Annotated in this window: 21 protein-coding genes; 9 read left to right on the top strand and 12 right to left on the bottom strand. The window is 42.9% G+C overall.

Annotation, left to right across the window (positions count from 1 at the left end; genetic code table 11):
• Positions 1–576: 576 nt before the first annotated feature.
• Positions 577–3,474, top strand: a complete 2,898-nt coding sequence (locus C943_RS21340; RefSeq protein WP_008626029.1) for a PAS domain S-box protein — start codon at positions 577–579, stop codon at positions 3,472–3,474.
• 4 nt (positions 3,475–3,478) lie between these two features.
• Positions 3,479–3,865: a response regulator gene (locus tag C943_RS07435; protein ID WP_008626028.1), complete on the top strand. Its 387-nt coding sequence runs from the start codon at positions 3,479–3,481 to the stop codon at positions 3,863–3,865.
• A gap of 271 nt (positions 3,866–4,136) precedes the next feature.
• Here the strand turns inward: C943_RS07435 and C943_RS07430 are convergent, their stop codons facing one another.
• Positions 4,137–6,467, bottom strand: a complete 2,331-nt coding sequence (locus C943_RS07430) for an ABC transporter permease (protein WP_008626027.1) — start codon at positions 6,465–6,467, stop codon at positions 4,137–4,139.
• A 192-nt stretch (positions 6,468–6,659) separates the two neighbouring features.
• On the opposite strand from C943_RS07430, the gene C943_RS07425 reads away from it, so the two are divergent.
• Positions 6,660–7,043 (top strand): hypothetical protein, encoded by a 384-nt coding sequence (locus tag C943_RS07425; protein ID WP_040479496.1) that lies wholly within the window; start codon positions 6,660–6,662, stop codon positions 7,041–7,043.
• A 328-nt stretch (positions 7,044–7,371) separates the two neighbouring features.
• On the opposite strand, the gene C943_RS07420 is transcribed toward C943_RS07425, so the two are convergent.
• Together C943_RS07420 and C943_RS07415 are read right to left on the bottom strand one after the other, a co-directional pair.
• Positions 7,372–9,012, bottom strand: a complete 1,641-nt coding sequence (locus tag C943_RS07420) for a hypothetical protein (protein ID WP_040479493.1) — start codon at positions 9,010–9,012, stop codon at positions 7,372–7,374.
• Between the two features lie 3 nt (positions 9,013–9,015).
• Positions 9,016–10,218: a hypothetical protein gene (locus C943_RS07415; protein ID WP_008626022.1), complete on the bottom strand. Its 1,203-nt coding sequence runs from the start codon at positions 10,216–10,218 to the stop codon at positions 9,016–9,018.
• A 680-nt stretch (positions 10,219–10,898) separates the two neighbouring features.
• Here C943_RS07415 and C943_RS21705 point away from each other — a divergent pair.
• The 3 genes from C943_RS21705 to C943_RS07405 all read left to right on the top strand — a co-directional run bounded on the left by C943_RS21705 (position 10,899) and on the right by C943_RS07405 (position 12,045).
• Entirely contained in the window at positions 10,899–11,210 is a 312-nt protein-coding gene (locus C943_RS21705; RefSeq protein ID WP_081610459.1) for an ORF6N domain-containing protein, read from the top strand.
• Positions 11,203–11,460, top strand: coding sequence for an ORF6N domain-containing protein (locus C943_RS07410; RefSeq protein WP_008626020.1), 258 nt, complete (start codon positions 11,203–11,205; stop codon positions 11,458–11,460). Before C943_RS21705 ends, C943_RS07410 begins: the two co-directional genes overlap by 8 nt.
• Before the next feature lie 321 nt (positions 11,461–11,781).
• A complete protein-coding gene (locus C943_RS07405) occupies positions 11,782–12,045 on the top strand; it encodes a hypothetical protein (protein ID WP_040479491.1) in 264 nt (87 codons plus the stop codon).
• A gap of 237 nt (positions 12,046–12,282) precedes the next feature.
• On the opposite strand, the gene C943_RS07400 is transcribed toward C943_RS07405, so the two are convergent.
• From C943_RS07400 to C943_RS07390, 3 genes are all read right to left on the bottom strand, one after another.
• Positions 12,283–12,582 carry a hypothetical protein gene (locus C943_RS07400; RefSeq protein WP_008626019.1) on the bottom strand — a complete coding sequence of 100 codons (300 nt, stop codon included), beginning with the start codon at positions 12,580–12,582 and terminating at the stop codon, positions 12,283–12,285.
• 74 nt (positions 12,583–12,656) lie between these two features.
• Positions 12,657–13,139, bottom strand: coding sequence for a hypothetical protein (locus C943_RS07395; RefSeq protein ID WP_157198467.1), 483 nt, complete (start codon positions 13,137–13,139; stop codon positions 12,657–12,659).
• Between the two features lie 40 nt (positions 13,140–13,179).
• Positions 13,180–13,986: a competence protein CoiA gene (locus tag C943_RS07390; RefSeq protein ID WP_008626017.1), complete on the bottom strand. Its 807-nt coding sequence runs from the start codon at positions 13,984–13,986 to the stop codon at positions 13,180–13,182.
• A gap of 563 nt (positions 13,987–14,549) precedes the next feature.
• On the opposite strand from C943_RS07390, the gene C943_RS07385 reads away from it, so the two are divergent.
• The 3 genes from C943_RS07385 (at position 14,550) to C943_RS07380 (ending at position 16,872) form a co-directional block, all read left to right on the top strand.
• Positions 14,550–15,548 (top strand): DUF4365 domain-containing protein, encoded by a 999-nt coding sequence (locus C943_RS07385; protein WP_008626016.1) that lies wholly within the window; start codon positions 14,550–14,552, stop codon positions 15,546–15,548.
• Positions 15,549–15,942: 394 nt separating this feature from the next.
• Complete coding sequence (locus C943_RS22010; RefSeq protein WP_008626009.1) at positions 15,943–16,083, top strand: hypothetical protein; 141 nt, start codon at positions 15,943–15,945, stop codon at positions 16,081–16,083.
• 159 nt (positions 16,084–16,242) lie between these two features.
• Positions 16,243–16,872 (top strand): DUF4468 domain-containing protein, encoded by a 630-nt coding sequence (locus C943_RS07380; RefSeq protein ID WP_157198466.1) that lies wholly within the window; start codon positions 16,243–16,245, stop codon positions 16,870–16,872.
• Positions 16,873–17,035: 163 nt separating this feature from the next.
• Here C943_RS07380 and C943_RS07375 read toward each other — a convergent pair whose 3' ends face one another.
• From C943_RS07375 to C943_RS07340, 6 genes are all read right to left on the bottom strand, one after another.
• Positions 17,036–18,466 (bottom strand): S1 domain-containing protein, encoded by a 1,431-nt coding sequence (locus C943_RS07375; protein ID WP_008626001.1) that lies wholly within the window; start codon positions 18,464–18,466, stop codon positions 17,036–17,038.
• On the bottom strand, positions 18,463–20,190 hold the full coding sequence (locus C943_RS07370) for an NACHT domain-containing protein (protein ID WP_008626000.1): 1,728 nt from the start codon (positions 20,188–20,190) through the stop codon (positions 18,463–18,465). Before C943_RS07370 ends, C943_RS07375 begins: the two co-directional genes overlap by 4 nt.
• Before the next feature lie 220 nt (positions 20,191–20,410).
• On the bottom strand, positions 20,411–22,294 hold the full coding sequence (locus C943_RS07365) for a monovalent cation:proton antiporter-2 (CPA2) family protein (RefSeq protein WP_008625999.1): 1,884 nt from the start codon (positions 22,292–22,294) through the stop codon (positions 20,411–20,413).
• The gene (gene kefF, locus C943_RS07360; protein WP_008625998.1) at positions 22,284–22,871 is read right to left on the bottom strand and encodes a glutathione-regulated potassium-efflux system oxidoreductase KefF; all 588 of its coding nucleotides are present in this window, start codon (positions 22,869–22,871) and stop codon (positions 22,284–22,286) included. The genes C943_RS07365 and kefF overlap by 11 nt, the downstream gene beginning before the upstream one ends.
• A gap of 167 nt (positions 22,872–23,038) precedes the next feature.
• Positions 23,039–23,260 carry a (4Fe-4S)-binding protein gene (locus C943_RS07355; RefSeq protein WP_008625997.1) on the bottom strand — a complete coding sequence of 74 codons (222 nt, stop codon included), beginning with the start codon at positions 23,258–23,260 and terminating at the stop codon, positions 23,039–23,041.
• Positions 23,261–23,970: 710 nt separating this feature from the next.
• Positions 23,971–24,513 carry an acyl-CoA thioesterase gene (locus C943_RS07340; protein ID WP_008625995.1) on the bottom strand — a complete coding sequence of 181 codons (543 nt, stop codon included), beginning with the start codon at positions 24,511–24,513 and terminating at the stop codon, positions 23,971–23,973.
• Positions 24,514–24,580: the final 67 nt, after the last annotated feature.

Genomic DNA, 24,580 nt, shown 5'->3' with positions numbered 1-24,580 from the left:
AAGTTAAAATGGTCTGTGGACACAGACCATAGTGGGAGAAAAAAACTCTCGATAGTGTGTTGGATATGGTATTGCGAGTATCTAACAAGCTTTATCAGGAAGTAAGTCTCCCCAAAAAGGAAAAAAACATTTTCATTTCAACACGAACCATTCCCATCAAGGACGAAATTTTCGATCAAAAGATGGAAATTTCATTTTTTTCAAAATTATGTTGGGAGTTTTGTGGCTTGAAGTGTTGTTTCTGTTCCCAGTGAGTAATCAATAACACCGCAATCAATTTTTATGAACATCGGATAAAGCGAAAACCTTAATCCTGATGTTTGTTGTTTTTCTTAGAATTTGTTAGATTTATTCCTTAGATTAAGGGTGAATTTAGTTATCTATTCAAAACCGGTAAATAGAAAGCTACTTTTTAATTAACAAAAGAGTTGGAATTGGTTTGATAATGAACTCTTTAGATAGCTAAAAAAATAGCTGACGAAAACTGACAGGTTTTTCAGAAAAGCAGATATGTGTCATATGAGTGATAAGGTAAAGACAAAGTGAAAGATTTTATGCCAACCAAATGTGTCAAGTTTGAGGAAGTCCCCCGATTATAGTAGCTTATTCTACCACAACAAACATCCATCCTGGATATATGACCTGAAAAGTTTTCAGATTCTTGAGGTCAATCAGTCTGCTTTGGATCTTTATGGTTTTTCAAAAGATGAATTTCTTTTGCTTAGCCAAAAAGACCTTATGCCCGAAAATGAAATTCCTGCATTTCTGGAAGCCCATGGAATTGCGGTCAATACTGACGGGAGTAATTACTTTGGGGAATTTACATTTCAAAAGAAGAGTGGCGAGCAGCTTCGCCTTGCAGTTGACGGTTATAAATTAAGATTTGACGACCTTGACTGTGTACTGGTGACCTGTCAGGATGTAACCCAGCATGAAAAGCAATTGGGTTTGCTACAAGAAAAAAGCAAGCAGCTTGAAGCAATTTCCTCTCTTGGGAAAATCGGTTATTGGAGGTTGAAATTAGATAGTAACGTCCTTTTTTGTACTGAAGAGGTGTTCAAAATCTTGGGCAGAAATAAGCAAGATTTTGAATTGAACTTCAACGACTTTGAGCAATCTATACATCCTGAAGATCTGGAAGCCTTTCAAAAAGCAAAAAGTGCTGCATTTGCAGGAAAGGAAACACTTGATTTTGCACATAGGATCATTTTACCGGACGGTAGAATTAAATGGGTAAGGCAAAAGGGGAGTTTGCTTAAAGATAAAACGGGCAGTCCCTATGCTTTCGAGTGTGCTATTCAGGACATTACCAGAAAAAAGGAAACGGAATTCCGTTTACTGGAGATCACTGCGGAGCTCCAAAAAAGCGAAAAGCGATTTAGACTCGTTCAGGAAATGTCTCCGGATGGCTTCACCATTCTGAAGCCTGTGCGGGACAAGGAAGGGATTATTGTTGATTTTGAGTGGATTTATGAAAACGAGGCAATCGCAAAGATCAATAATACGGACCGTGATCAAATCATCGGCATGAGGCTTCTTGAAGTGTTTCCCTCCCATCGTGATTCCGAAGTTTTCGAAGCCTATGTGGATGTAGCGAATACAGGTAATACTACAGTTCTGGAAGATGTATATGTAGGTGAAATTGTTTCCATGCAGACCTGGCTACGTCTCGTGATTGTTTCGATAGGTAATGATGAAATCGCCATACTTTCTGAAGACATCACCGACCGGAAGATGGCCGAAGATTCCTTACAGAAAAGTGAAGCCAATTTCAGATCAATATTCGAAATCGCTTCACTCGGAATTGCCCAAGTGGATCCCACCAATGGCCGAATCATCCTGATCAACTCTTTTTATGAAACGATTACCGGGTATACTGCCGAAGAACTTGGGAATATGATATTTCTCGAGCTGACTCACCCTGAAGATAGGGGTAAGGATTGGGAAATATTCAGTAAAGCAGCCCGGGGCGAAGCGGAATATAGAAACGAAAAGCGCTACATCAAAAAAGACGGCACCATCATCTGGGTGCGACTCCATATTGCATTCATTAGGGACAAGAATGGGAAGCCTAACAAAACAGTGGCCATTTGCGAAGATATTACTGAGCGCAAAATGGCGGAGTTTCGCCTAAAGGACCTGGCGGATAATTTACCGGGAGTAGTTTTCCAATACCTTCTGTTTCCTGATGGTACAGATGCTTTACGTTCTGTAAGTAAAGGTGCCTATCGGCTTTGGGGTTATAGCCCGGAGGAAGTAGAGCGGGATATCAATCTGGTCTGGAATCAAACCAAAGCAGGCGGAGATGATGAGCGGGTCAAAAAAGATATCGTGAAAGCAATAAGTGCCAAGTCACAATGGATGTCAAGGTACCGGAGTATTATGCCAAACGGTGATTTGCGCCGATTTCTGGGCATAGGCTCGCCCAATTTTCTGGCAGATGGCACAATACTCTTCAACTCATTTGTGTTGGATATTACCAATGAAACAAAAAATGAAGAACTGCTCTCAGAGGCAACACAATTGGCGCGGATAGGTAGTTGGGAGGTGAATTTTGTGAATAATAAAATTCTGTGGTCAGATATGACACATAAGCTTCACGAAACAGATCCGAGCACCTTTGTTCCTGATTTGGGGACAAGTATAGAATTCTACCGGGAGGATTTTCGGGATATGGTACGCCAATCTGTTCAGGAATGCCTAGAGAAAGGGAAAAATTTTGATTTTGAGGCTGTGATTGTTACTGCCAAGAATAACGAGAGATGGGTGCGGGCCATTGGACGGGCAGATATGATAAGCGGACAGTGTAAGCGAATCCTTGGCAGCTTTCAGGATATTCATGCCTACAAGACCATTGAAATCGAACTGGCACAAAGTCTAAAAATGCTTCAGGATTATCAATATGCTGTGGACCAATCTGCAATTTTTACCATTACTGACACTCATGGTGTCATTATCGACGTGAACGATAAATTCTCGGAGCTTTCCCAGTATTCCCGTGAAGAGTTGATAGGTTCCACGCACAGGATGATAAATTCCCAATATCATTCAAAAGAATTTTTTAAGGATTTTTGGCAGACCATCAAATCCGGCAAAATATGGCGGGGTGAAGTGCGCAACAAGAAAAAAGACGGGACTTTTTATTGGGTAGATACGACCATCGTTCCTTTTTTGGATGAAAATGGCTCTCCCATTAAATTTTTAGCCTTACGCATAGACATCACTGCAAAAAAACTGGCAGAGGAAAAAATCAAAGAGGCCTATGAAAAGCTCAAATCCATTGCCTGGACCCAATCGCATCTTGTCCGTGCACCTTTGGCAAGGATTTCGGGTATTATCAATCTCATTGAAACCCAGAAAGACAGTCTTGACGACTTGATGTATTGGCTCGATCAATTGAAAATTTCATCTGAGGAAATGGATGAAATCATCAAAACTATCATCAAAGATGCCCAATATATCAAAGATAACTAAACCAATGAGCAAAAATGTATTTTTGATTGATGATGATGGTGTCCTTCGCTTAATGGTAGAGAGGATGATGCGCCGCATTGATAATTCCCTTGTGTTTTTTCCATGCGAAAATGGGAGAATAGGCCTGGAAAAGTTGAATGACCACCTTGAAGACGATGCCGAAAGCATTATTCTGTTGGATCTGAATATGCCCGTATTGGATGGATGGGGCTTTTTGGAAGCAATGCAGGCAAGCCAATGGAGTACTTCCGCCAATATTACCTTATACATTTTGTCCTCGTCCACAGACAAGAGTGACATAGAAAGAGCAGGACAATATGCCTGCGTCAAAAAGTTCTATCACAAGCCTTTGAGCAACCAGGATTTCAATAAAATTTTAGAGGCTTCATAATTTGGAAATTAACTTTGGTCAAACCTTCGCTGTTTTTAGCGGAAAGCCCAATGCACATTTGACATTATTTCGGCCACAAGCTCGGGATGTTTTGTGGATTGTTCTCCCCGGGTTGCGTTCCTTAGAAGGACCTGCCCATATATGATTCCTGTGGGATCATTTTTTGATCCAAATCGACTTTGTCAGCGCTTGAAACGGCTGCCTCGAGAAAGGGGGGAAGCGTTAATTGAAAGGCGATCCTCTCAGCCTTCCAGTGAATATTCTGGCTTTTTTACTCGGCCTTTAAAACCTTTACCGGTTCAATTTTTCCTGCTCGAATGGTTTGGGATAAAACAGTCAATAAACCAAGTACCGCCACCACACCAAAACCGATGCCTACATTGATTGGACCCAAATCCAACTGACTTCCCATATCCTCTCTTAATAAATCAGCGCCAAAAATACCTGCCGGTACCCCCATTAATCCAGCAATGAGGATGAGCACGGCGAACTTTCCGGTAGCTGTCCACACCAATTTTATGTTGCTTGCTCCCAATACTTTCCTTACACCCAGTTCTTTGGTGCGTATTTCTGTGGTGTAACTGGCGATGCCTAGAATGCCCAAACCTGCGATTATCATAATTATTAGCGCAAAGCCACCAAAGAAACCCATTCTCTCTCTATTGCCTTCTCCTGAATAACGTTCTTCCAAGTTTTGAATATTTGCCGTCTTATCAGGAACATGGTTTTTCCATAAGTTCTGAATCGCTTGGGTTACCATCAATTCTGTTCCTGGCTTTATTTTTATCGTCAATGCGCTGATTTCACTGGGCAAATACCGATAGACCAAAGGAATTGATTTGCCAATGGTTTCGTTGGGCATGACGCCAATGACTTGTACATAGACAGAGTCCAGCAGTAGATTTTGGCCTACAATATTTTCAAGTTTGGGATCCAGTAATTTTGCGGCAGATTCGTTGACCAACACGTATTGCTCAATACTATGGGGCATATTTTCGGGAAAATTTTGCCCGGATGTTAATCTGATACCTTCTGTTTCAATTGTTTTTGGGTCGATACTTACATGATTTATTATCAGGGATTTATCATTAAATGTAACAGAAGATTTGCCCATCTTTATTGGTTCAAAATACCAGTTTGTCGCAAAAGTCGTTTCAACCTGACTCAACTGACTTATCTCGTACTGCAGTTTTTCATACCTCTCGCCCTTCAAATCAAGTGTCAGGACATGGGGTGGCACGGTGGAGCTAATCTTAGCATTTTCCTTTATGACGTAGTCGGTTAATGTCACAAAGATTACCATCAGCATGATACTTGCTGAAAATTGCAGGACAATCAAAACTTTGTAGATCGCGACACCCTGGAACAGCTTTATATTCTTCATTTTTCGCAAAATCTGAATAGGCTGAAATGCGGACAAAAGCCATGAGGGAAATGCTCCCGCTACCAAGCCGGTAATTACCGCATAGGTTACCAAGCCCAGGATAAAGATGGGATCCCAAGAGAAATCCATATCCATATCGGGGATATTTTGCATTAGAATGTTCACACACGGCACTGTAAAAAACAAGGCCAATAGGGCAACGAGGGTAGACTCGGTTAAAAATTGCCCCATGATTTCAGCTCTTTTTGCGCCCACCGTCTTGCGGATACCAACTTCATGCGCCCGGGAGAAGGCACGCGCCAAGGACAAACTGATATAGTTGAACGCAGACAAAAGGGTAAGGGTAAAAATTAAGATCAGCTGTACTTTTATTCCCTCTTCATCGACGCCCGCATTGGTGTCATTGATTATATCCTTGTTTCTGGGCGTAATATTTTCTATCGGTTGTGCCAGGAACTGTATGCTGCTCTTGTCGAACTTCCTATTGTAGGTCTGCAGCGTTGCATTGAGCTGCTCCAAATCATCCACTGATTTTAACCTTCCGTAAATGGCGGAGCTCTTAAAGTTTTCCCAATTTTCACTAACATTCCCGATTACACCCTCTTTTTCAAGAATTTCAGCGGCTTTGATAGAACCAATTGCCTCAATGGGTAGATGTGTCTCAAACGGAGGGTCTTGGATAATTCCCTCAACGGTATAGGAACCCAAGTTTTCAATTTGAACAGTATTTCCTACGGCATTGGTATTTCCAAATATTTTTTTCGCCGTTTTTTCGGAGAGAAAAATGGCCGTGGGATTATCCGCAAGGCTCTGTACATTGCCTGACAATATTTTAAAGCCAAATACATCAAAAAAAGAAGGCTCTGTAAATTTGATATCGATCGGTACATCTCCTTTGTCGGTTTGCAGGTTATGCGCTCCTGACATACGTAGCCGTGCCGTTTTTTCAACAAAGGAGATGCTTTCTATTTGATTCGCCAATGGAAATGGGGCCGTTGCCCATTTGGTTTGTACCCCTTCGATAGATTCTAAGGTCAGTATCCGTACAAGTTGATTTAATTTCGGATGGAAGTGGTCTGTATCATAGGTGGCTTTCAGACCTGTGAAAAGTATGACACCTACCGCCATACTCAATGACAAACCCAGAATATTCACCAATGAAAACAGTTTGTTTTTCCAGAGTATCCGTATTGCGATTTTTAGGTTGGTCCTAATCATACCTTCAATTTTTGATCTTAAATGAAAAATCCGCCAAATACTGGGTCGGCCCCTCAATCCCAACTAACATGACAATGCTTGGGCCAAAAAATCAACTGACTTATTTTCAACATTTTATCAAAAATAGTCATGAAAACATCTTGGGTTTTTGTACGCCTGTTGTCTCAATTTGACACAATCCGGTAAAAAGACATGGCCTACAGCCATGTCTATGGGATTATGCCCTTTCAGACATGGCCTACAACCATGTCTGTGAGATTGCGCCCTTTCAGACATGGCCTACAGCCATGTCTATGGGATTACGCCCTTTCAGGGCTAGAAAGAGATGTGTTTCCGGAAAAAAAAGCCCAAGGGGGCGTAATCCTCCAGCAAGGGGTATCGCCCCTTGCGAATAATGGCGACATGGTTCCCAAGGCCCAAGGGGGCGTCATCCATTTTTCAGCCATGGCCTACAACCATGTCTATGAGATGGTGCCCTTTCAGACATGGCCTACAGCCATGTCTATGAGATTGCGCCCTTTCAGCCATGGCCTACAGCCATGTCTATGGTATTACGCCCTTTCAGGGCTAGGATAGATGTGTTCCCCGAAAAAGAAAAGCCCCAACGGGGCGACATCTCCTAGCAAGGGGTACCGCCCCTTGCTGAAGGGGCGGCATCCATCGTATCGTTTTTTGTTTTTGTCGGTCGGGGAGTGGTGGAGAAAGTTAAAATGGTCTTTGGGGCATAGACCATGGAGGGGGAGACACAGACCTTGGAAAAGGAAAACCGGTACAGTTTGAACCGAAACGGCTTGCACTATCAGACCGAAACAGGTGGCATAAATCGAACCCTACTATCCACACCCATGGCTATTGAAAGTTTGCCCCATTCGCGGTCTTTACTTTCCTTGATTTTTTCTTCTGCTTACTCCACTTCCACATCAAAAGCTCCGTTCACAATTTTTCCATCGATCTTTACCTGCACCCAGATTCGGTAGTTTCCCGGTTGGGGAAAGGCATAGGGGAAGCTGACCATGCTGTGTTCGATGTGATCAGGATCGGCTGGGTCGAGGTGGACCATATTTCCCATCAGAAGGCTGTCACGCTCCGATTCGGGCATCTGATCCAAAACCTTGATCACCCTATCGATGCTGTCTTGAAAGCTGAGCACTGAGGGCAGATTTTGCATGCCGATTTTGCCTGATTCAAACCGCTCGAGCAGCATCTGCTGTGATCCCATGGAATAATTGCCTGTAGGGTGGAGGTGGATGTACACTGACCCGTCGTATTTCAGGACCACGGCATGACCCATCATCCCTAGATAGGGTTCGAGTTTGGCAGGATTTCCCTCCGGATCAAAAAGCGCAAAATCAAGGTTGTAAAGGCTTCCGGTTTCAAACTTTTCCCCCTCAGTTTCCCACACTGCCGAGTATCCTCCCGGCAAATCCGTTTTTATACCGGGTTTGCCGCAGATCATGATATCCCCATCCAAGGAGGTCTTTTTACCCGAAACAGGATTGGAAAAGGTATAGGTATCGTCCCGACCCAATGCAACTTCTGTATTGGAAATGAGCTGAAATCCTGACGTTTCTGGAATAGTAAAATCCGAAATGATCGTTTCTGAAAACCCAGTAAACCGGGTGATATCTGCATACACATGGTAATCCCCTGCCGGGATGGGAGGTAGCTTTACCTTGAAGTTCAAGGAATCCAACCGCTCCGGGTGCAGGTGTGCAAACACATCCAGATCGCCCTTTCTGATCAAAAACAAATGCATCAATTTGCCGTGGTCCGGTACGATGAGGCTGAGTTTTCGGGAAAGCTTTCCCTGACGGAGCGTGGCGGTGTCGACTTCCATATGCAGGTAATTTTCACCGTTTGCTGATTCTATCCTCGAATTGGCCTCTATGGGCTTGAAAAGGTATTCGTCATAATTCTTCGATTCGGCATCCCACCAGGTTTTTCCTCCCCAAAGGATCAAGAGCATGATGACTGACCCGATGGCAATTCCATATTTTCTTCTTTTTTCCACAGCAGGATTCCTTTCTTTTCCGGGTTCCCGGATGCTGTCACTCATCGCCGAGGAGATGATGGTCACCATCAGGACGACCAAGAAAATCCCCAGAATCGTCAGCGGAATGCCCAACTCTGAGGTCATGGAATTTTTGGCTGTGGGCCAGGCCATGACAGGAACGACCGCTTCAAAAGTCTCTCCCTTGGATTGCATGATCACCTGCACGCTGGAAGTTCCCGAATTCATAAACCACAATTCCCCTTCATATTTTCCTGGTTCCCCCGGCACTGCTACCATCGGGTCGGCTTTGGGAGTTCCTTTCAGACCCGCTGACCAATAAACCGGACGAACCTCCAGGGTAATATTTTGAGGATTTTCGGGAAGGATGATCGTCACCCGAGCAATTCCCGGGACGACTTCGGCAGGGATGATATTGGCGAGGATACGGTAAGGTCCCAATAGACCTTCAAAGATGACGCCCGGACTTCCCACATGGCTGCTTGCGGTACACCAAAGCAAGATAAGAAAGGGCAATACAAGTTTTTTTCTCATGGCTTATCGCTTCACCTGCTTCATCCAATTGCCCCATGAAAGACCGACCCTTGAAGTCAGCGTCCCGATGCCTACCGCTATCAACAAGCCTTTGATCAAATCCCATCCATGAGAGGTGGAATCGGGATGGAACTGGAACCGGAATTCATAATCCGGATTGGCAAAATAGGGCCATGAAAACCTCCCAAAAAACCATCCTCTGCCGGTCTCAGAAATCAGTATTTCTGAAAAATACCATTGTGCAGGGGTAAAGAAGATCACAAAAATCAGGGAAAGCATGCCTGCCAAAAGCCATTTGTTGGTATGCCTCCATCTTTCTATTGCATAGTCTATGGCTACCGCGGGGACGATCAAAAGGATCGGGAAATGAAAGGGCTGAAACCGCGTGATGTAATTGAATACCGGACTGAGCTTGGGTTCGGCAGGAAACAAAGGCATGATCCACACCATGGCTGCCATGGCAAAGGTATAGATCAAGGCCATTTTGGTAGCCCCGAATTTATAGGGAGAAGCAAATGAAATCGAAATCAAAAACAAAGGAAACATCAAAGCGGCCACCTGATAAGTCAAAACCCCATGCAGCATATTCAAAAAGAAATACTCAGACACGAGGGTATAGACCATCACCAACAGAAACCCTGCGGACAAGGCATACATCCATTGGAGGTGGGATTTGGTCCGGGCATCCATCTTTTCTCCCAGTTTATTTTGTGCTGCAATCACCGAAATCATGGCCCCAAATTGGATCATCATCATCCCGAGCCCCAACAAAGCATGGGGAGGAGAGAGGATTTTGACATCAAGTCCATAGGTATTGTGCCACCAATCGTCAAAAGGAGCAGAGGTCAGCATCGCAAAAGCTCCCCATACGCAAAACATCGCACCAAGGGATCCGTGGAAAATCCCCCAAAACTTGATGCTTTGGGACTTTTCTTCCTTGGAACCCCAAAAGCTGGTCCTCAAAACCTTGATTCCTGAAAACAAACCTGCAATCACCGCCCCCAGATAGATCAGAATATGGGGCGGAGAAAACAAACCGTCCCGTCCCACACTCATGTGCCAAGAAATATCCCACTGCAATCCCACCGCGATGCACAAGGAAGCAAAAACCGTCGCATAGACATAAGTCGGAATCACGCGGCTGACCGTGGTGGCTTCAGCTTGGCGGGAATCGGTCAGGGTAGTGGAAGTGAAATTTTGGTTCATAAAAATCAGATTAGGTTATCAATTTAAGCACAATCGGTTGTAGATGGAAATAATTTTTCGGTTAAGAAAATACAAATCCGCAATGGCGACACGGTTCCCAAGCCCCAATGGGGCGTAATCCCCCAGCAAGGGGTATCGCCCCTTGCGAATAATGGAGACATGGTTCCCAAGCCCCAAGGGGGCGTCATCCATATTTCAGACATGGCCTACAACCATGTTTGTGAGATATTCAGGGCTAGAGAGATGTGTTCCCCGAAACAGAAAAGCCCCAAGGGGGCGTAATCCCGCAGCAAGGGGTATCGCCCCTTGCTGAAGGGACGGCATCCATCGTGTCGTTTTTTGTCTCCGTAGGTCGGGGAGCAGTAGAGAAAGTTAGAATGGTCTATGGACACAGACCGTGTACACCTAGTCACTACAATACAACCATTACACGCTCATACAGGTAAACTGCAAGACGCACAACTGATCACAAAAAAGCGTGCTCCCAAGAGACAAAATTGATGGCGGGGGCCAAAGGAAACCATTTGGGTATATGCCGACTGGGAGGGAATTTCAACCTGACGAATGTCGTGGGTCCTTGGCGAAACAGCATTCTAAACTAATAGTAGGGGAATGGCAACAACCGAAGATGCGTTGAAACTATCCCTAAAAGTGTGTAAATAGCTTAAAAGAATGGCGTCATGACTAAGGATCTACAGCATATCGAAAATCGAATTTTCAGCTTTCGAGATCAGCAGGTGATGATAGACAGTGATTTGGCTGGATTGTACCAAATCGAAACGAAGGTCCTTAATCAAGCTGAAAAGCGGAATATTTCCCGTTTTCCTGAATCTTTTCGATTTCAGCTGAATAAAAATGAGTTATCTGAACTGCTTGCAAATTGCGACAGGTTTGGACATTTGGGATCACAACATAGAATCCAAAATTCAAGGTCACAAATTGTGACCTCAATCTGTGGGGAAAATAGCTTAACGAAATTGTGTCATGACTAAGGATCTACAGCATATCGAAAACCGGATTTTCACTTTTCGAGATCAGCAGGTGATGATAGACAGTGATTTGGCTGAATTGTACCAAATCGAAACGAAGGTCCTTAATCAAGCTGTAAAGCGGAATATTTCCCGATTTCCTGAAAACTTTAGATTTCAGCTGAATGACAATGAATTCAATGAACTGGTCACTACCTGTGACCGGTTTGATTCTTTGAGGTCACAATCTGTGACCTCAAACAAACGGGGGTAGGGTGTAAATCCAGTTTTGATTGGGAAAATAATCAACCACTCTTACGCTAGTCGGTTTTTGGAGAGAAGCTGCATTGATTCTTGAACTTTCCGCAACCAAAAATCCAATACGTCGCTGCTTCCTTTTTCCCCGGGTTGCGGTGCATCAGGCATTTCCGAGAGATAAGGAGAGGGGAAGCACCTTACCCGGGGCTATTGAGCGTTCCACCCACTTCGGGGTGGATTTCACCGTTCTCCTACATTTCCGGACGCAGGATCATTACGTCTGATAGGGCCAATTACAAATTGGCATTGATAGTAGGGTGGGATTACATCCCGAAGGATGCCGCGGACCCATTGGGGGACTCAGACCATCGGTGGACCGATTGACACAGGTTTCGAAGTGTGTTCGGGCATTGTATGCGCAGTCTCCGACAGGAGTTGGACTGGACTTGGACTGGAGTTAGACTGGGCATGGACTGGAGAAGGGTCTCCTCAGCACCGGGTGATGATAGGGTCATTCCCAGGACATCATCAGGACATCATCTACTTTGATACGAGGATGCAGGGGATTTGGTATAGGGAGCATTGGACTAACAAGCCCTGAAAAAATAAAGATGCCAAGATCGCGAATAGGAATCGACTCGCCAAGACCTTAAGAGAGGTATTTGAAAAGGCCAATTACAAATCGGCATCGATAGAAGGGTGGGATTACATCCTGACGACAGCCGCGGACCCACACCCGGGCTGGGACTGCCCCGTCTATACTAACCTGTCCAAAGTGGATAGTCATATCGTGTAAAGATCAGTGGTACAGTTGATGCGCCTAGCGAAATCGCACAATTCAATCTATGGATTCCGTCTTCAATGAACCAATCGCGATACTCCAGAGCAAACGAGGAGGGTCTACTGGAAGATTATTTGACCATCTTTCCAAAATTCCCCTGATTTTTTCTTGTTCTAAGTAGGGGTTTCTGAGGCCTTCAGAGGTGAAACGTGTTTTCAGATATCGATCATTCAGTTTACTTAAAATCAAATCAATCGGATTTTCTTCAGTGATTTCAAATCTCATATTTGATTCAAAATCCCATAGTGCGAGAACTTGAGGCTTTTTGATTTCCCAAACTGGCTCAATTTTGTTCATTTTCAACCAATTGTGATAACTAGAAAAGGAAGATACAAACTTCAATTACGGCAAAAACGGCAATCCAACTCCGACTAAGATTTGAAATAATTTGCTTTAAACCGATTAATTCTTTCAGCCATTTCTTTTTCAGCGTCAATTTTTGTCTGGTTCGTATAATCTGGCAACTTTTTTACAGTCAACATAAGGTTCCGCAAAATCTTTGGTTCAACATCGATATAAATGAAAGCCGCATCAAAATCGGAATATGCACCTCCCATAATCCTAATGTCTCCCTTAGTCGATGGCTTTATATATTTATGGTCAGGATCCCATTCCCCCAGTTTTGTATAAATGTCATATTCCAATTCTGTGAAGGCATCAATCAAATCCATATCGTCGATATTGTATCCAAAGTTTTGTACGAAGACAAGGTTAAGGGTACTTTCTATATATCCTAGTTCGTTTCCAGTATACTTCTTCTTGTTTCCTCGCTTGGGCAGAAATTCCTTAATAAAGTCTCTTAATAGCTTTTTTTGATCAGTTGAAAGGTCGGTTGACCGCATTCTTGTCTTCATATTTTGTTATTTGATATAGGTTTGATTTCGTCTTTTCGGATTACCACCGGGTTCGCCTTTTCCATTTTCCACTCTTTGGATCAAAGAAATGGCTGCCATCTTTTGGCTTCGTAGGATTAGTTTGGTTTTGGTGGGAATCAGGTGCTTTTTTTGGCGAAATTGCATTAATGAAGTTTTGGATATGAATCGACCATGTTCCGTTTATCGTTGATTTTATAAACGCTTCCCTACTAAATTCGGCTATTATTGAGTATCTCCCTAGTTTTATTTGAAGCAGGCAATACAAACTGTTTCGAATATCGTGATCTCCATCAGTTGGATTTATTCCTTTAAAATCAAAAATCACCGGTACCGAACTAGTTAGCCAGCTCTTGTTGAAAATGCCTTCATCATGATCAATTAAGAAAATCCCAGGTTTATTTGTCTTTATTAACTCATTGTATTGATTTGAAAATCTTTTGAAATCCCTCTTTAGGCGTGTTCCGTCAACAACCCAAATCAAATTTTTATAATGTCGTTCCCTTTGTAATCGCTCTTGCGGATCTATTGCAGAATGCTGGAATTCGATAATCAGATCAGCTTCTGTCTTTACGTCAGCAATGTGTCTTTCACCAGTTTCTTCATCAAGGGTCAAAAATTCCTGCCATTTAGGAGGATATCTGTTTTTCCATAGTCGATGCCATTCCGTCTCGGTTTCCCACCATGGATCGCAGCTACTTTTATGCGCCCAATGGTGAATCTTTATGTCTCCACATCTTGCGATCAACTCTGAACCACAACATGGACAGGTGCCCCTAGTGCCTTTAGACGCCTCAATTCTTGCGCCGTTGTTTAGAGCATATTTCATTTCCTTTTGTTGATTAGTGCGAATAGTGATCAGGAAATTTTTAGTTTCTAAATGTCCTTCTCTGGTATTCGGATAAAATTACTAGGTCACAATCACCCCTCAAAAGGTCGTGACATAGGTTGACGGAATTTGAATTTCATTTTTTATGAACTCTCTTGTGGAAAATTGAGCCTGGAAAAGGGTGAATTGCAAATTCAAAGAAATATAAAAGCGGAATTACAAATTCCGCTTAGCGTCGTCGCTTTCTACACTCAGAGGGGGTATCCAGATTTTTTCGTTTGAGGGTATTGCCTTTTACAGAATTTTTAGTCTAATTTATGAGGCTGAGTTTTTTCTGTCGGCATGTGGACTTTTCAGATTCGTACTACAAAGACCAAGGTCATTTTTGAGATGATCTCAACAACCCATCGGCTTGGCGGCGATAGATGAAGGTTCCATTTGTTTTAGATGTGCGAAATAAAAAACAGGGCATAGCTGCTTCAAAACAACAAACTTAATCTGAAAGTCTTTAGTTCAATATGAAACATAGCTCCTAGGTTAAAAAAAAGACATTAAATGACACTATGAGTGATTTTGCAAATAGAATTAGAACAAAAAATGAAGCAACTGGAATGAGGGTTGTTGCTCAATACGTACAAGAATTTTGGGAATGTGGATGGCAACCTTTTGATGCGAGAAACGACAAAGGAATTGATGGCCTAATATTAATGAAGAAAAGAAATATTGATCTAGGGGTCAAAATCAATGTTCAAATTAAATGTGGTCCAAAGTATATTTCAAGCGAAACAAAAAACGAAATTCGGATTTCCATCGACGATCAAAAAGGTTTAAACGAACATTTAGAATATTGGAGAAAACAAGCTGAACCAGCAATACTTGTGTTCGTGAACCCATCAAAGCCATCTTTTGACAAAAAAGGAAATTTAATTAAGGACGATAAAGGACGAATAGTTTGGAAGGAAAGTAGGTTAAACGCAAAAGCTTGGTGGGTTGACCTTAAAAGTGAAAAGTTGAGAGTTGAGGGGACAAAAACGTTGTTATCTATTCCAAAGAATAACGTGTTTGGTGAGCATAGTAAGGGGAGCTTTATAAAACTTGTCAAACCGCTTCTTTCAAATAGTGATTTACCATTAATTGAACTTAATTCAGAAAGTAAAGGATTAATAAATTCTATTCAACTAAAAGACGATGCCCGAAATTTTTACAAAAATTGGAAAAATGGAAACATAATAATATGCTCTGCATTAAAAAAACAAATTCGTGTTTCAAAAACTGGTTGGAACCATATTCTCTCTTCAAGTCGTGGTAAAGAAAGAAGAGTAAATTCTTTAAGACTTCTTGGAGTAGCTAAACAGATAATTCATGAGGTAGAGGAAGGAAAGTATTTTCTGCTCAATCAAAACGAAACTTTTAAAGAATTTGAACAGAAAATTGGTATTAGAGCCCGCTATCAGGACAAGATTACTGGAGAACAAGTTGTTCAAGTAATTATTCAGCGGAAAATGAACAAATTAAATAGAAGAGAAAAATTATGGTTTTATAGTGTTCATTTCAGAAGATAGATGCATTACCCTTGTTTAATTCACCTTTATGATTGGTTGACTTGCGTCCTAAAACGCTAAAATAGCCGGCCACACATCTATCTCGCTGAAATGAGTTACAAATGTATAGTGAAAAAATGAAAAATCCAGCAACTAACAAACAAACCCTTGACTCCCGCTCCTTTAAATCAAGTGTTATAGCCTAGTCTTGGATTTGAATAAGAGCTCACACCTCTTGTAAGACCCAAACCCACCGTTTCCCCAAACCCCAAATTCCCCGACTTTTTGTGGCAAAACCTAAAAAATACCCCGATCAAGGGATAGCGGCATACCGGATAACTTAAGATATTGGCCTGGTAAAAATCCTTTGTCTACGACACCAAGGCCAAAGGGATCATGTAGACAAGTTTTACCCATGTTTGAACAAACCTTTAAAATTATCGACGATATCCTCCACAAGGAAGCCGGCTGCGGAAATGAATTGGATTATGTGGAGCAGACTTCCTGGAATGAAATTACAAATCCCACCCAGACGGGCGTAGCACAAAAAGAGTAGACAAAGAGCCTAAGGAAGAAAAGTAAGTCCAGAAAAAAGAATTATAAAAAAAGAAGAAGAATAAAACGTTCAAAAAAAGATTGAAAATAATCTACTAAAAGTCGATTTTTGAGAAAGTGGATACATATTTCTATACACACACTAAAAACAATGGAAAATATGAAAACTACCTTAATCACAATATTCATACTATTTTCATTTCAATCATTTGGGCAAATAAAAGATTCGGATTTGAAACCACTTCCCTTACCAGATTTTGTAATAGAATCAAATGAAATAATATACAGAGAGATAATTGAAATAGAAGGTACGAAGGAAAATCTTCATTCTACTGGCTTGAAAAGTATAAGTGATCTGTATAGAAGTTCAAAATCCGTAATTGATTTAAATGATGTCGAAAGTGGTACAATAGTAGTGAAGGGTAATTTACCAATGACTTTAGAAAGTTATTATGTATTTATGGGATACAAGCCAACCACTACAACTTATATAGTTTCTCATACATTAACGATAGAATCAAAAGAAAACAGAATCAGAGTGACAATAACAAATTTTAAGTTTGAATCTGCAATTGATATGAATGGAACGCTTGAATTGAATAGTAAAATTGATAAACAATATATTGATAAGTTTAAGACTTTAAAAAACTCAAATAATTTAAAGAAACCAGAAATTGCTACTTTACATGCCATGAGTTTAATATTAAATTCATTAGATATTACAGTAGATGAATTAATGAAAGATATATTAAAAAACTACAAAAATAGTAAAAATGATGATTGGCAATAAAATAGAAAATAGTCACAAAGGTTCACGGATTTTCAATTCTATTTTTTTGGAACATTCCCTCAGAAGCTTTAACCGAGAATTGAATGAGTTATAAACTCAAAAAAAAGGAAAGCAGAAAAAAAACCGACAGCATTCGCGGATATGCTTTGCGTCGTGGCGCTCTTCAATCGGAGCGGGACTCACTCGGTGGAGACAAATGATTTTCGGGTTTAAAACTATCTAAACAAGATATATTCAGTCTGTGGTTTTGTCGATTAATACCGATTATTCTGAATGAAATTAATGCACCTTTTTTAAAAAATTCGTTTGGATGATTTACTTCTGTTTTTTCTGTAATTTGATTTTTATGAAGAAATAGCAGCTTTTCTGTTCTAAATGAACTAGGTTTAACATAGCAGCCATAGTCTAGAATATGTTTCACAGTTCCTTGCAATTCAAATCTTCTCAATTTGTGAGAGAGTTCAATTAGATTGGTGTCGAAATTATTCAATATTTCGTATATCTGCCTTTCAATCGGAATACGCTTGTTTTTTTCGAACAAAAAATCCAAATACACATCAAGGTTTTTTAAACTATATATTAGTCTCTCCTCGTCCTTTCTTTCATATTCCTTCGTTCTTTGAAGAGCTTGTGCATCAGTCCCGTCACTCCAAAAGGAATCATAATAACTCAAAACTTTATTTGAGAGCTGTGGGTTCTCACTTGAGTACTCAAGCAAAGCATGTTTGCCTATAGCCTTAATTTTATTTTTACCACTCTTCCCATGACTTTCCAGCGCTCGTTCTATCGCGAAATCTATTTGTTTTAGTTTTTTGACATTATATTTATTCGCGGTAGTAATTGCAAATAAAAATGACTTTTTTGAGGATCTTTCGGCAGCTTTCTTAATAAAGAAATCGACCGTAAAGACTGACAGCAGTTCATTTGACTTAGCTAATTTAAAGCCTAACTTTAAACCGTTAAATCCTTCGTTTGAAATTTGTCTGATAATATTTTCGGTATTATCTCCAAGAATATAAGAGAAGTCACTGTGTAATTTGAATTTTTCGATAAAAGTATCCAAAAGTCCAAACAGCTTTTTATCTAAGAGATGTTTGAAAATCAGATTCAATTGATCTTTAATTTGATTGTTTATTGGCAATTCTCCATTGTAAGTGTTTATGGCAAACTGGATTAGAATCGTCTTATCAGTTTTTGTGAATATTGATAAAAAGGAGCAAAAAATATCAGGCTGTCTATTTTCAAAGATTTTTGAAATTACTTGTAGATGTGCGTTATTCGGATGTTTGATGTTGGAGAAGAGATTAACTATTGTTTTTAAGCTCTCAAACTCGGCAAGAGCAAGAAATCCTTTCGCCGAATTTTCAGGTTGTAAGAAATTTTGAGCGAAGTATTCAGCTTTTCCAATTAGCCTTTTTTCAAGGTCTTCGTCTTTTTCTGCAGACATTATGCATTGCGCTGCAAGGTATATATTGTATTCAGCCACCAGTTCAATGAACTCGCGTCTTTTGTCTCCTTTTAGGCTATGAGAAAAGTACCGGATGCTTTTAAAGTATTTTTCATCATTTGCCTTGTGTTCTAAATTCCGTATCATACTCCCAAAATGGCTTTTTCTTCTTGCGCGTGAAAGTAATCTTGGTATGCCTGGTGCGCAAAAGTGTACATTTCGTCCCGTTTTTCTAAAATTCCTAATTGTGAGGCAATTTCAATCACGTAAGACGTGTCAATTATAAAACTGTACTTCTCCTTGCATTTTACAAAGTAGTTTAAAATTTCATCCTCTGTCATTCCCGAATTAGTATCTTTTTTTTCGAGACTTTCATAACCGAGATAGCGTAAAAGCCGATGAATCTGTTTGATATTGAAATTCGCATCTTTTTTTTCCTGTTTCTCCCTTTGATAAAGACTAAAAATAAATTTCTCAATAATTTCACCCTCGCTTTTTGGTATTTCTCCCTTTGCTTTTACAATCTCAATGAGTCTTGAAAGCATCAATGGTGTTTTAACAATTTTTTCAAGCCTCAAATCTTTTTCTATCTCATTAAGTATGAGCTTTGCAATAACCTCATTTCCTTCCGTGTACTTCTTCAAAAACAGTGTAATCTGTTCCTTATCCATTTTTTGGAGCTGAAAGACAGGAACACCTAAAAAAATATTTTCGTCCTGCGGACGATTAGAAACGATAATGAACGTGTTTTTGTACTCATTCAGTAGGTTCTGGATTTCTCGATAGCGTAGTGTTTTTAATTGATTATTGTCGTCTCTTGGAATTTCGTTCACTGCGTCAAGAAAGAGATTTATTCTCCCTTCTCTTAACATTTTTTCACCGAAGTTATTATCAACATTTATTTTACTAAAGATTGTTTGTTTAAGTGAAATATTCTTGTCTGTAAGCAAACCCAATGGGATATACACGGGAAGTTTAGCCTTATTGTCCCGTAGTTTTTCCTCTGCGTCCACATATGCTAAGTACTCTAGTGTTGTACTTTTGCCCATTCCTGCATCACCCCAGAGTATCATTCTTTTTTCACTCACGTGGTTTTTTCGTAGATCATTAACAGTCCCTTTACGTTCAATTATTTCAGATTCATGGTTTGAAATTTTCTCAACTACGTATCCTTGCGAAAGCATAATGTTTTCTTTTCCTCTGATATGGATGAACCTGCCAATTCGTGATCTGAAATTTTCCTTAACATTTTCTAAGTAGGTCTTGAAATCGGGTTCTTTTTCTTTGAATGGAACCTCTACAATTGGTCTCAGGGAATTAGCATACTGCTTTGTTGCGTAAAGGTATATGGTCAAAACACTTTCAATATTTTCATAAAGTTCTCTGTTTGTCCAATTTTCACATTGATGACTTTCGATATTTCGAAGATTATATGTTCTAAAAATATGCTCACCAAAATTTGGAGAACCATAAAGATTTTCAATTTTTTCATTCTCGAAGTCTATTCTACTGGGATTCAACCTGAGAACATTTATGAATGCTCCTAATCCTGCCTTTTTGTTTTCAAGATCTGCAAGCTTAGCTGGATCCGAGATATATAGAATTTTCCTTAAAAACGGCTCTACCTTAGCGAAATCAGGGAAGTAAGAAAGATTATCAGCCTTCTTTAATCCATCAACTAATATCTTTTCTAACGCGTTTGGCACTCTTGTTTCTAAACCGTCAAGTTTTAGTTCAGGCCGATTTAATGGATACAGTATTACTTTTTCAAACAAATCTATTGTTTCGACTATATTGAAATTTGATATATTTTGGAAAACTCTTTGCGTTTCCTTCTTTATTTCAAGCTTTATTTGCGCCCAATTTGTCATATGATGCTTTAGTTACCGATTTATTTTTTCGACTTATGTTTTTCGAGAAAGATGAGACCTTTATTTAAAGCGTTACCGAATCTTTTAATGAAATATTTTATTAGTTTACTAACATTTAACGATAGCTTCACTAACGCAAATTGTCTTCGCCCATAAAACCCTTCCCATTCCTCAAATCCCTCTGACAGGAATTGACGATAAATTTAATTTTTGGACACTATTAAGACTTCCCCTCCGCATTTTTGAGTCCTTCCTTGATTTGGTCGGAGTCCCAGGCGTGGTCGTTGAGGGAAAACTTCCGGTTGAGTTCCGAGGCGAGGAGGTCTTCCTGCATTTCGATATTGCGCCGGACCATGGAGATATATTCCTGTTGGTTGTCCTTGTACTTGACGAGTTCCTGCAGGCCAGCTTCGTCGTATTTGATAAAGTTCTGCGCGAGACGGTGGACGGTATGTGCCCGAAAGCCGAGCTTGGTAAGCACGTCCTTGCCCATGCGCACGCTGCTGTCGAGGTGCTCGCGGTAGATATGCGGCACATCCATTTCCATCAGTTCGTAGGCATCCCCGCGGTGCTTGGCCCGCACCATCAGCTCGAGGTGGGGGAAGTGCTTGTGCACCGTCTCCACGAGGAGGAGGTTGGTTTCGGGATTGTCGATGGCGGAAATCAGGATCTTGGCCTCGTGTGCGCCCGCGGACTCGAGCAGGTCGGCACGGGTGGCATCGCCGTAGTAGACCTTGAAGCCCATCCGACGCAGCAGGTCCACCCGGTCGGAATCATGGTCGAGGATGGTGGCATGGATGCCGTTGGCCCGGAGAAAGCGCCCGACGGTGCTCCCGTAGTGGGAGAATCCCGCGATGATGACGGGGTTTTTTTCCTCTAGGGCATCGGCCTCGCGCTCGGTCTTTTCCAAGGTGCCGAAGCGGGGCAGGAGGAGTTTGTCGTTGGCCAGGATCAGCAGGGGCGTCAGGGTCATGCTCAGGGCCGTCACCGCCATCATCATTTCCGTGGTGTTTTGGTCGAGGATTTGGAGTTGGCTGGCAAAGGAATACGTGACGAAGGAAAACTCGCCGACTTGGTTGAGGCTGATGGAAAAGATGAGGTTTTGGTCCAGGCCCATTTTGTTGGTCTTGCCGATGCCGAAGAGCACGAGGGTCTTGACAAGCATGATGCCGAGCATGATGGAGATCACGAGCAGGGCTTGGTCGAAGATCAGCCCGAAGTTGATGGAAGCGCCCACGGCGATAAAGAAAAGCCCGAGCAGCAATCCCTTGAAGGGCTCGAGGTCACTTTCCAGCTCGTGCTTGAACTCCGAGTTGGCCAAGATCACACCTGCGAGGAAAGTCCCCAAGGCAGGGGAGAGGCCGACCGCTTCCATCAGGAAAGCGATGCCGACCACGATCAGCAGGGCACAGGCGACGAAGAGTTCCCGCAGGCGCGTCCGGGAAATCAGGCGCAGCAGCGGCACGATGGCGTACCTTCCCAAGAGGACGACAAGGCCCACCGCGCCGATGACGAGGAGGGTCTGCAGCCAGCCCGGGACTTGGGAGATAAAACTTTCATGGTGTCCATCCCCGCCTGTGGGACTGGCGACCGCCAAGAGCGGCAGCACGGCCAAGATCGGGATGACGGCGATATCCTGCATAAGGAGCACGGCAAAGGAATTCTTGCCTGCGGAGCTGTTGAGGAGGTTCTTTTCCTTGAGTGACTGCAGTACGATGGCCGTGGACGAGAGGGAAAGGGAGAGCGAGATCGCGAGGGATACTTTCCAGTCCAGGCCCAGCAGGACCATGGCGGCAAAGAGCAGGCCCGAAGTGATGAGCACTTGGGAAAGTCCCACGCGGGTAATCATGGCGCGCATTTGCCAGAGCTTGGCCGGCTCGAGCTCCAAGCCGATAAGGAACAGCATCATCACCACGCCGAATTCGGCAAAGTGCATGATGTCTTCCCCTTCTTCGCCCACAAACTCCAGGACATAGGGCCCGATCAGGATACCGGCGATAAGGTAGCCGAGGACGGAGCCCATCCCCAGCTTCTTGGCAATGGGGACACAGATGATGGCGGCACCGAGGTAGATGATCGCCTGGAACAAAAAGCTATCTTCCATAGGTTGTCAGGGTTTTCCAATCACCCAGTTCGGCAGGAATCTCGGGCGAATCACGAAGAAAAAGGATGGTGTTGCGGTACTGCGTTGCGGCTTCCCGGAGTTCTTCCGATTGGATGCGGTGTGTGCCCCCGACATGAAAGGGTGGCAGGTAGCGCATGTTGCAGAGCTTGGCCGTTTGCAGCAGGGGAAGGAGAAATTCGGCCAGCGTATGGCCATGCCTGCCTTCTTTGGAGTAAGCGGCGTCTGTGCCTCCGGAGGTAATGCTGCTGAGGACGAGTTTGTTTTTGAGGTAAATCCCGCCCGGTCCATACGCCCAACCAAACTCCAGCACCAGGTCGATCCACTGCTTCATCAGGGGCGGGCAGGAGTACCAATAGAGGGGATGTTGCCAGACGATGACATCCGAGAGGAGGAGCACTTCCTGCTCTGCCTGCACGTCGATGTCGAAGTCAGGATAGAGTTGGTAGAGATCCCGGATGTCGACGTTGTCAAGGCCGCTGATGGCCTTGGTCAGCTGTAGGTTGACATGGGAATGCTCGTACTTGGGATGGGCAAGGAGGACGAGGATTTTACGCATGAGAGTCAAGAATCAAGAGACAAGAATCAAGAGACAAGAAGCGAGAGCCGAGAAACAAGAGTCAAGACGCAAGACACAAGACACAAGACACAAGACACAAGAGTCTAGAATCTAGGGATCTTGGGTCTGGCTTAGGCTTTTCGGCCTCGTGGGTTTGCGGGAAAGGCTTATTCGGATTCCTTGTTGAGAAAATAGCCGAGTGCGCCGGAGGGGCATTTCTTGACTTGGTTGATGATGTCTTCGCTCGATGCGGCGTCGATTTTGATCCAGGGTTGTTCCTTGGGTTTGAAGACTTGGCCGAGTCCGCGGACACAATTGCCGCTGTGTGTGCATTTGGAAGGTTCCCAGGTGACGGTGACTTCGCCGTTGGAGTAGGATTTCTTTGTCATGGTTTGAAAGGAAATAGGTTGAACGGAATGAAAAATTTTCACTTTCAAATTAGGGAAGAAATGGAAAGAAACCTAATGCTTGGAGGATTGGCTTTTCTTTGTCACCCCGATCCCGATTGGTATTGTGGAGAGCGGTCTATTACACGAGTAAGAATAGATTCCTCGTACCTCGGAATGACAAAGTTCCTCGGAATGACAAAGGGGAGGCTTTTTTCTCTTTGAAGCTCTAGGTCATAGAACGAGTTTCCTTTGTCACCCCGACGGAGGAGGGGTCTTTTAACTGCTACCTCTTTGTTGTAGATTCCTCGTTCCTCGGAATGACAAAGCGAACTTTTCTTTGGTCCCTTGATCCCTGTCGTGGAGAGGGGTCTACAGCCTGGGGGGGATACAATAGATTCCTCGTTCCTCGGAATGACAAGGGGAGGTCTTGGGTGCAGGAAAGGCAAGCAATCGACTGATTGGATGTTGGGTTTGGAGGATTGGCTTTTCTTTGTCACCCCGACGGAGGAGGTGTCTATGTCACAAGCCAGATTCCTCGTTCCTCGGAATGACAAAGCGAACTTTTCTTTGGTCCCTTGATCCCTGTCGTGGCGAGGGCCTATGTCACAAGCCAGATTCCTCGTACCTCGGAATGACAAAGTTCCTCGGAATGACAAAGGGAAGGCAGATTCTATTCTAAAATCTGTCGCTGATCCAACACCCCTAACCGATTACTCTCTATTCCCTTCTTTCCCAAAATCCGGTTCGAAGATCGCGCGGAGCTCGACGGCGTCCTTGGGATCCATGCGCTTGCCAAGGATGAGACGGAGTTGGCGCCTGCGGAGGGCGCCTTCGTAGAGTTCTTTTTCCTGTTCCGTTTCGGGAACCAATTCGGGAACTTCGATCGGACGGCCGTTTTGGTCCACGGCCACAAAGGTGAAAAATGCCCGGTGGGTCTGCGTCTTTTTGTTGGCGGGTATATCCTCGGCCCAAACTTCGATAAATACTTCCATGGAGGAGTTGAACGAGCGGGTGACTTGGGCCTTGAGCGTCACCACGTTGCCGAGGGCGATGGGATGCTTGAAGGAAATGCTGTCGGCAGAGGCTGTCACCACGATCCGGTTGGAATGCTTTTGTGCCGCAATGGCCGCCACGATATCCATCCAATGCATGAGTTTGCCACCCATGAGGTTGTTGAGCGTGTTGGTATCATTGGGGAGAACCATTTCGGTCATCACCACTTCGGATTGCTTGGCAGTCTTTTGCTTGGTCATGAAAATGTAATTTTTGCCAAAAATACCGAATAATTGTGCAAAGATGAAAATGGGAGGAGTGGGGATT

The sequence above is a fragment of the Mariniradius saccharolyticus AK6 genome, from assembly GCF_000330725.2.
Lineage (GTDB): Bacteria > Bacteroidota > Bacteroidia > Cytophagales > Cyclobacteriaceae > Mariniradius > Mariniradius saccharolyticus.
Note: the sequence above shows the minus strand (reverse complement) of the source record. Positions and strands in the feature narration are given on the sequence as shown.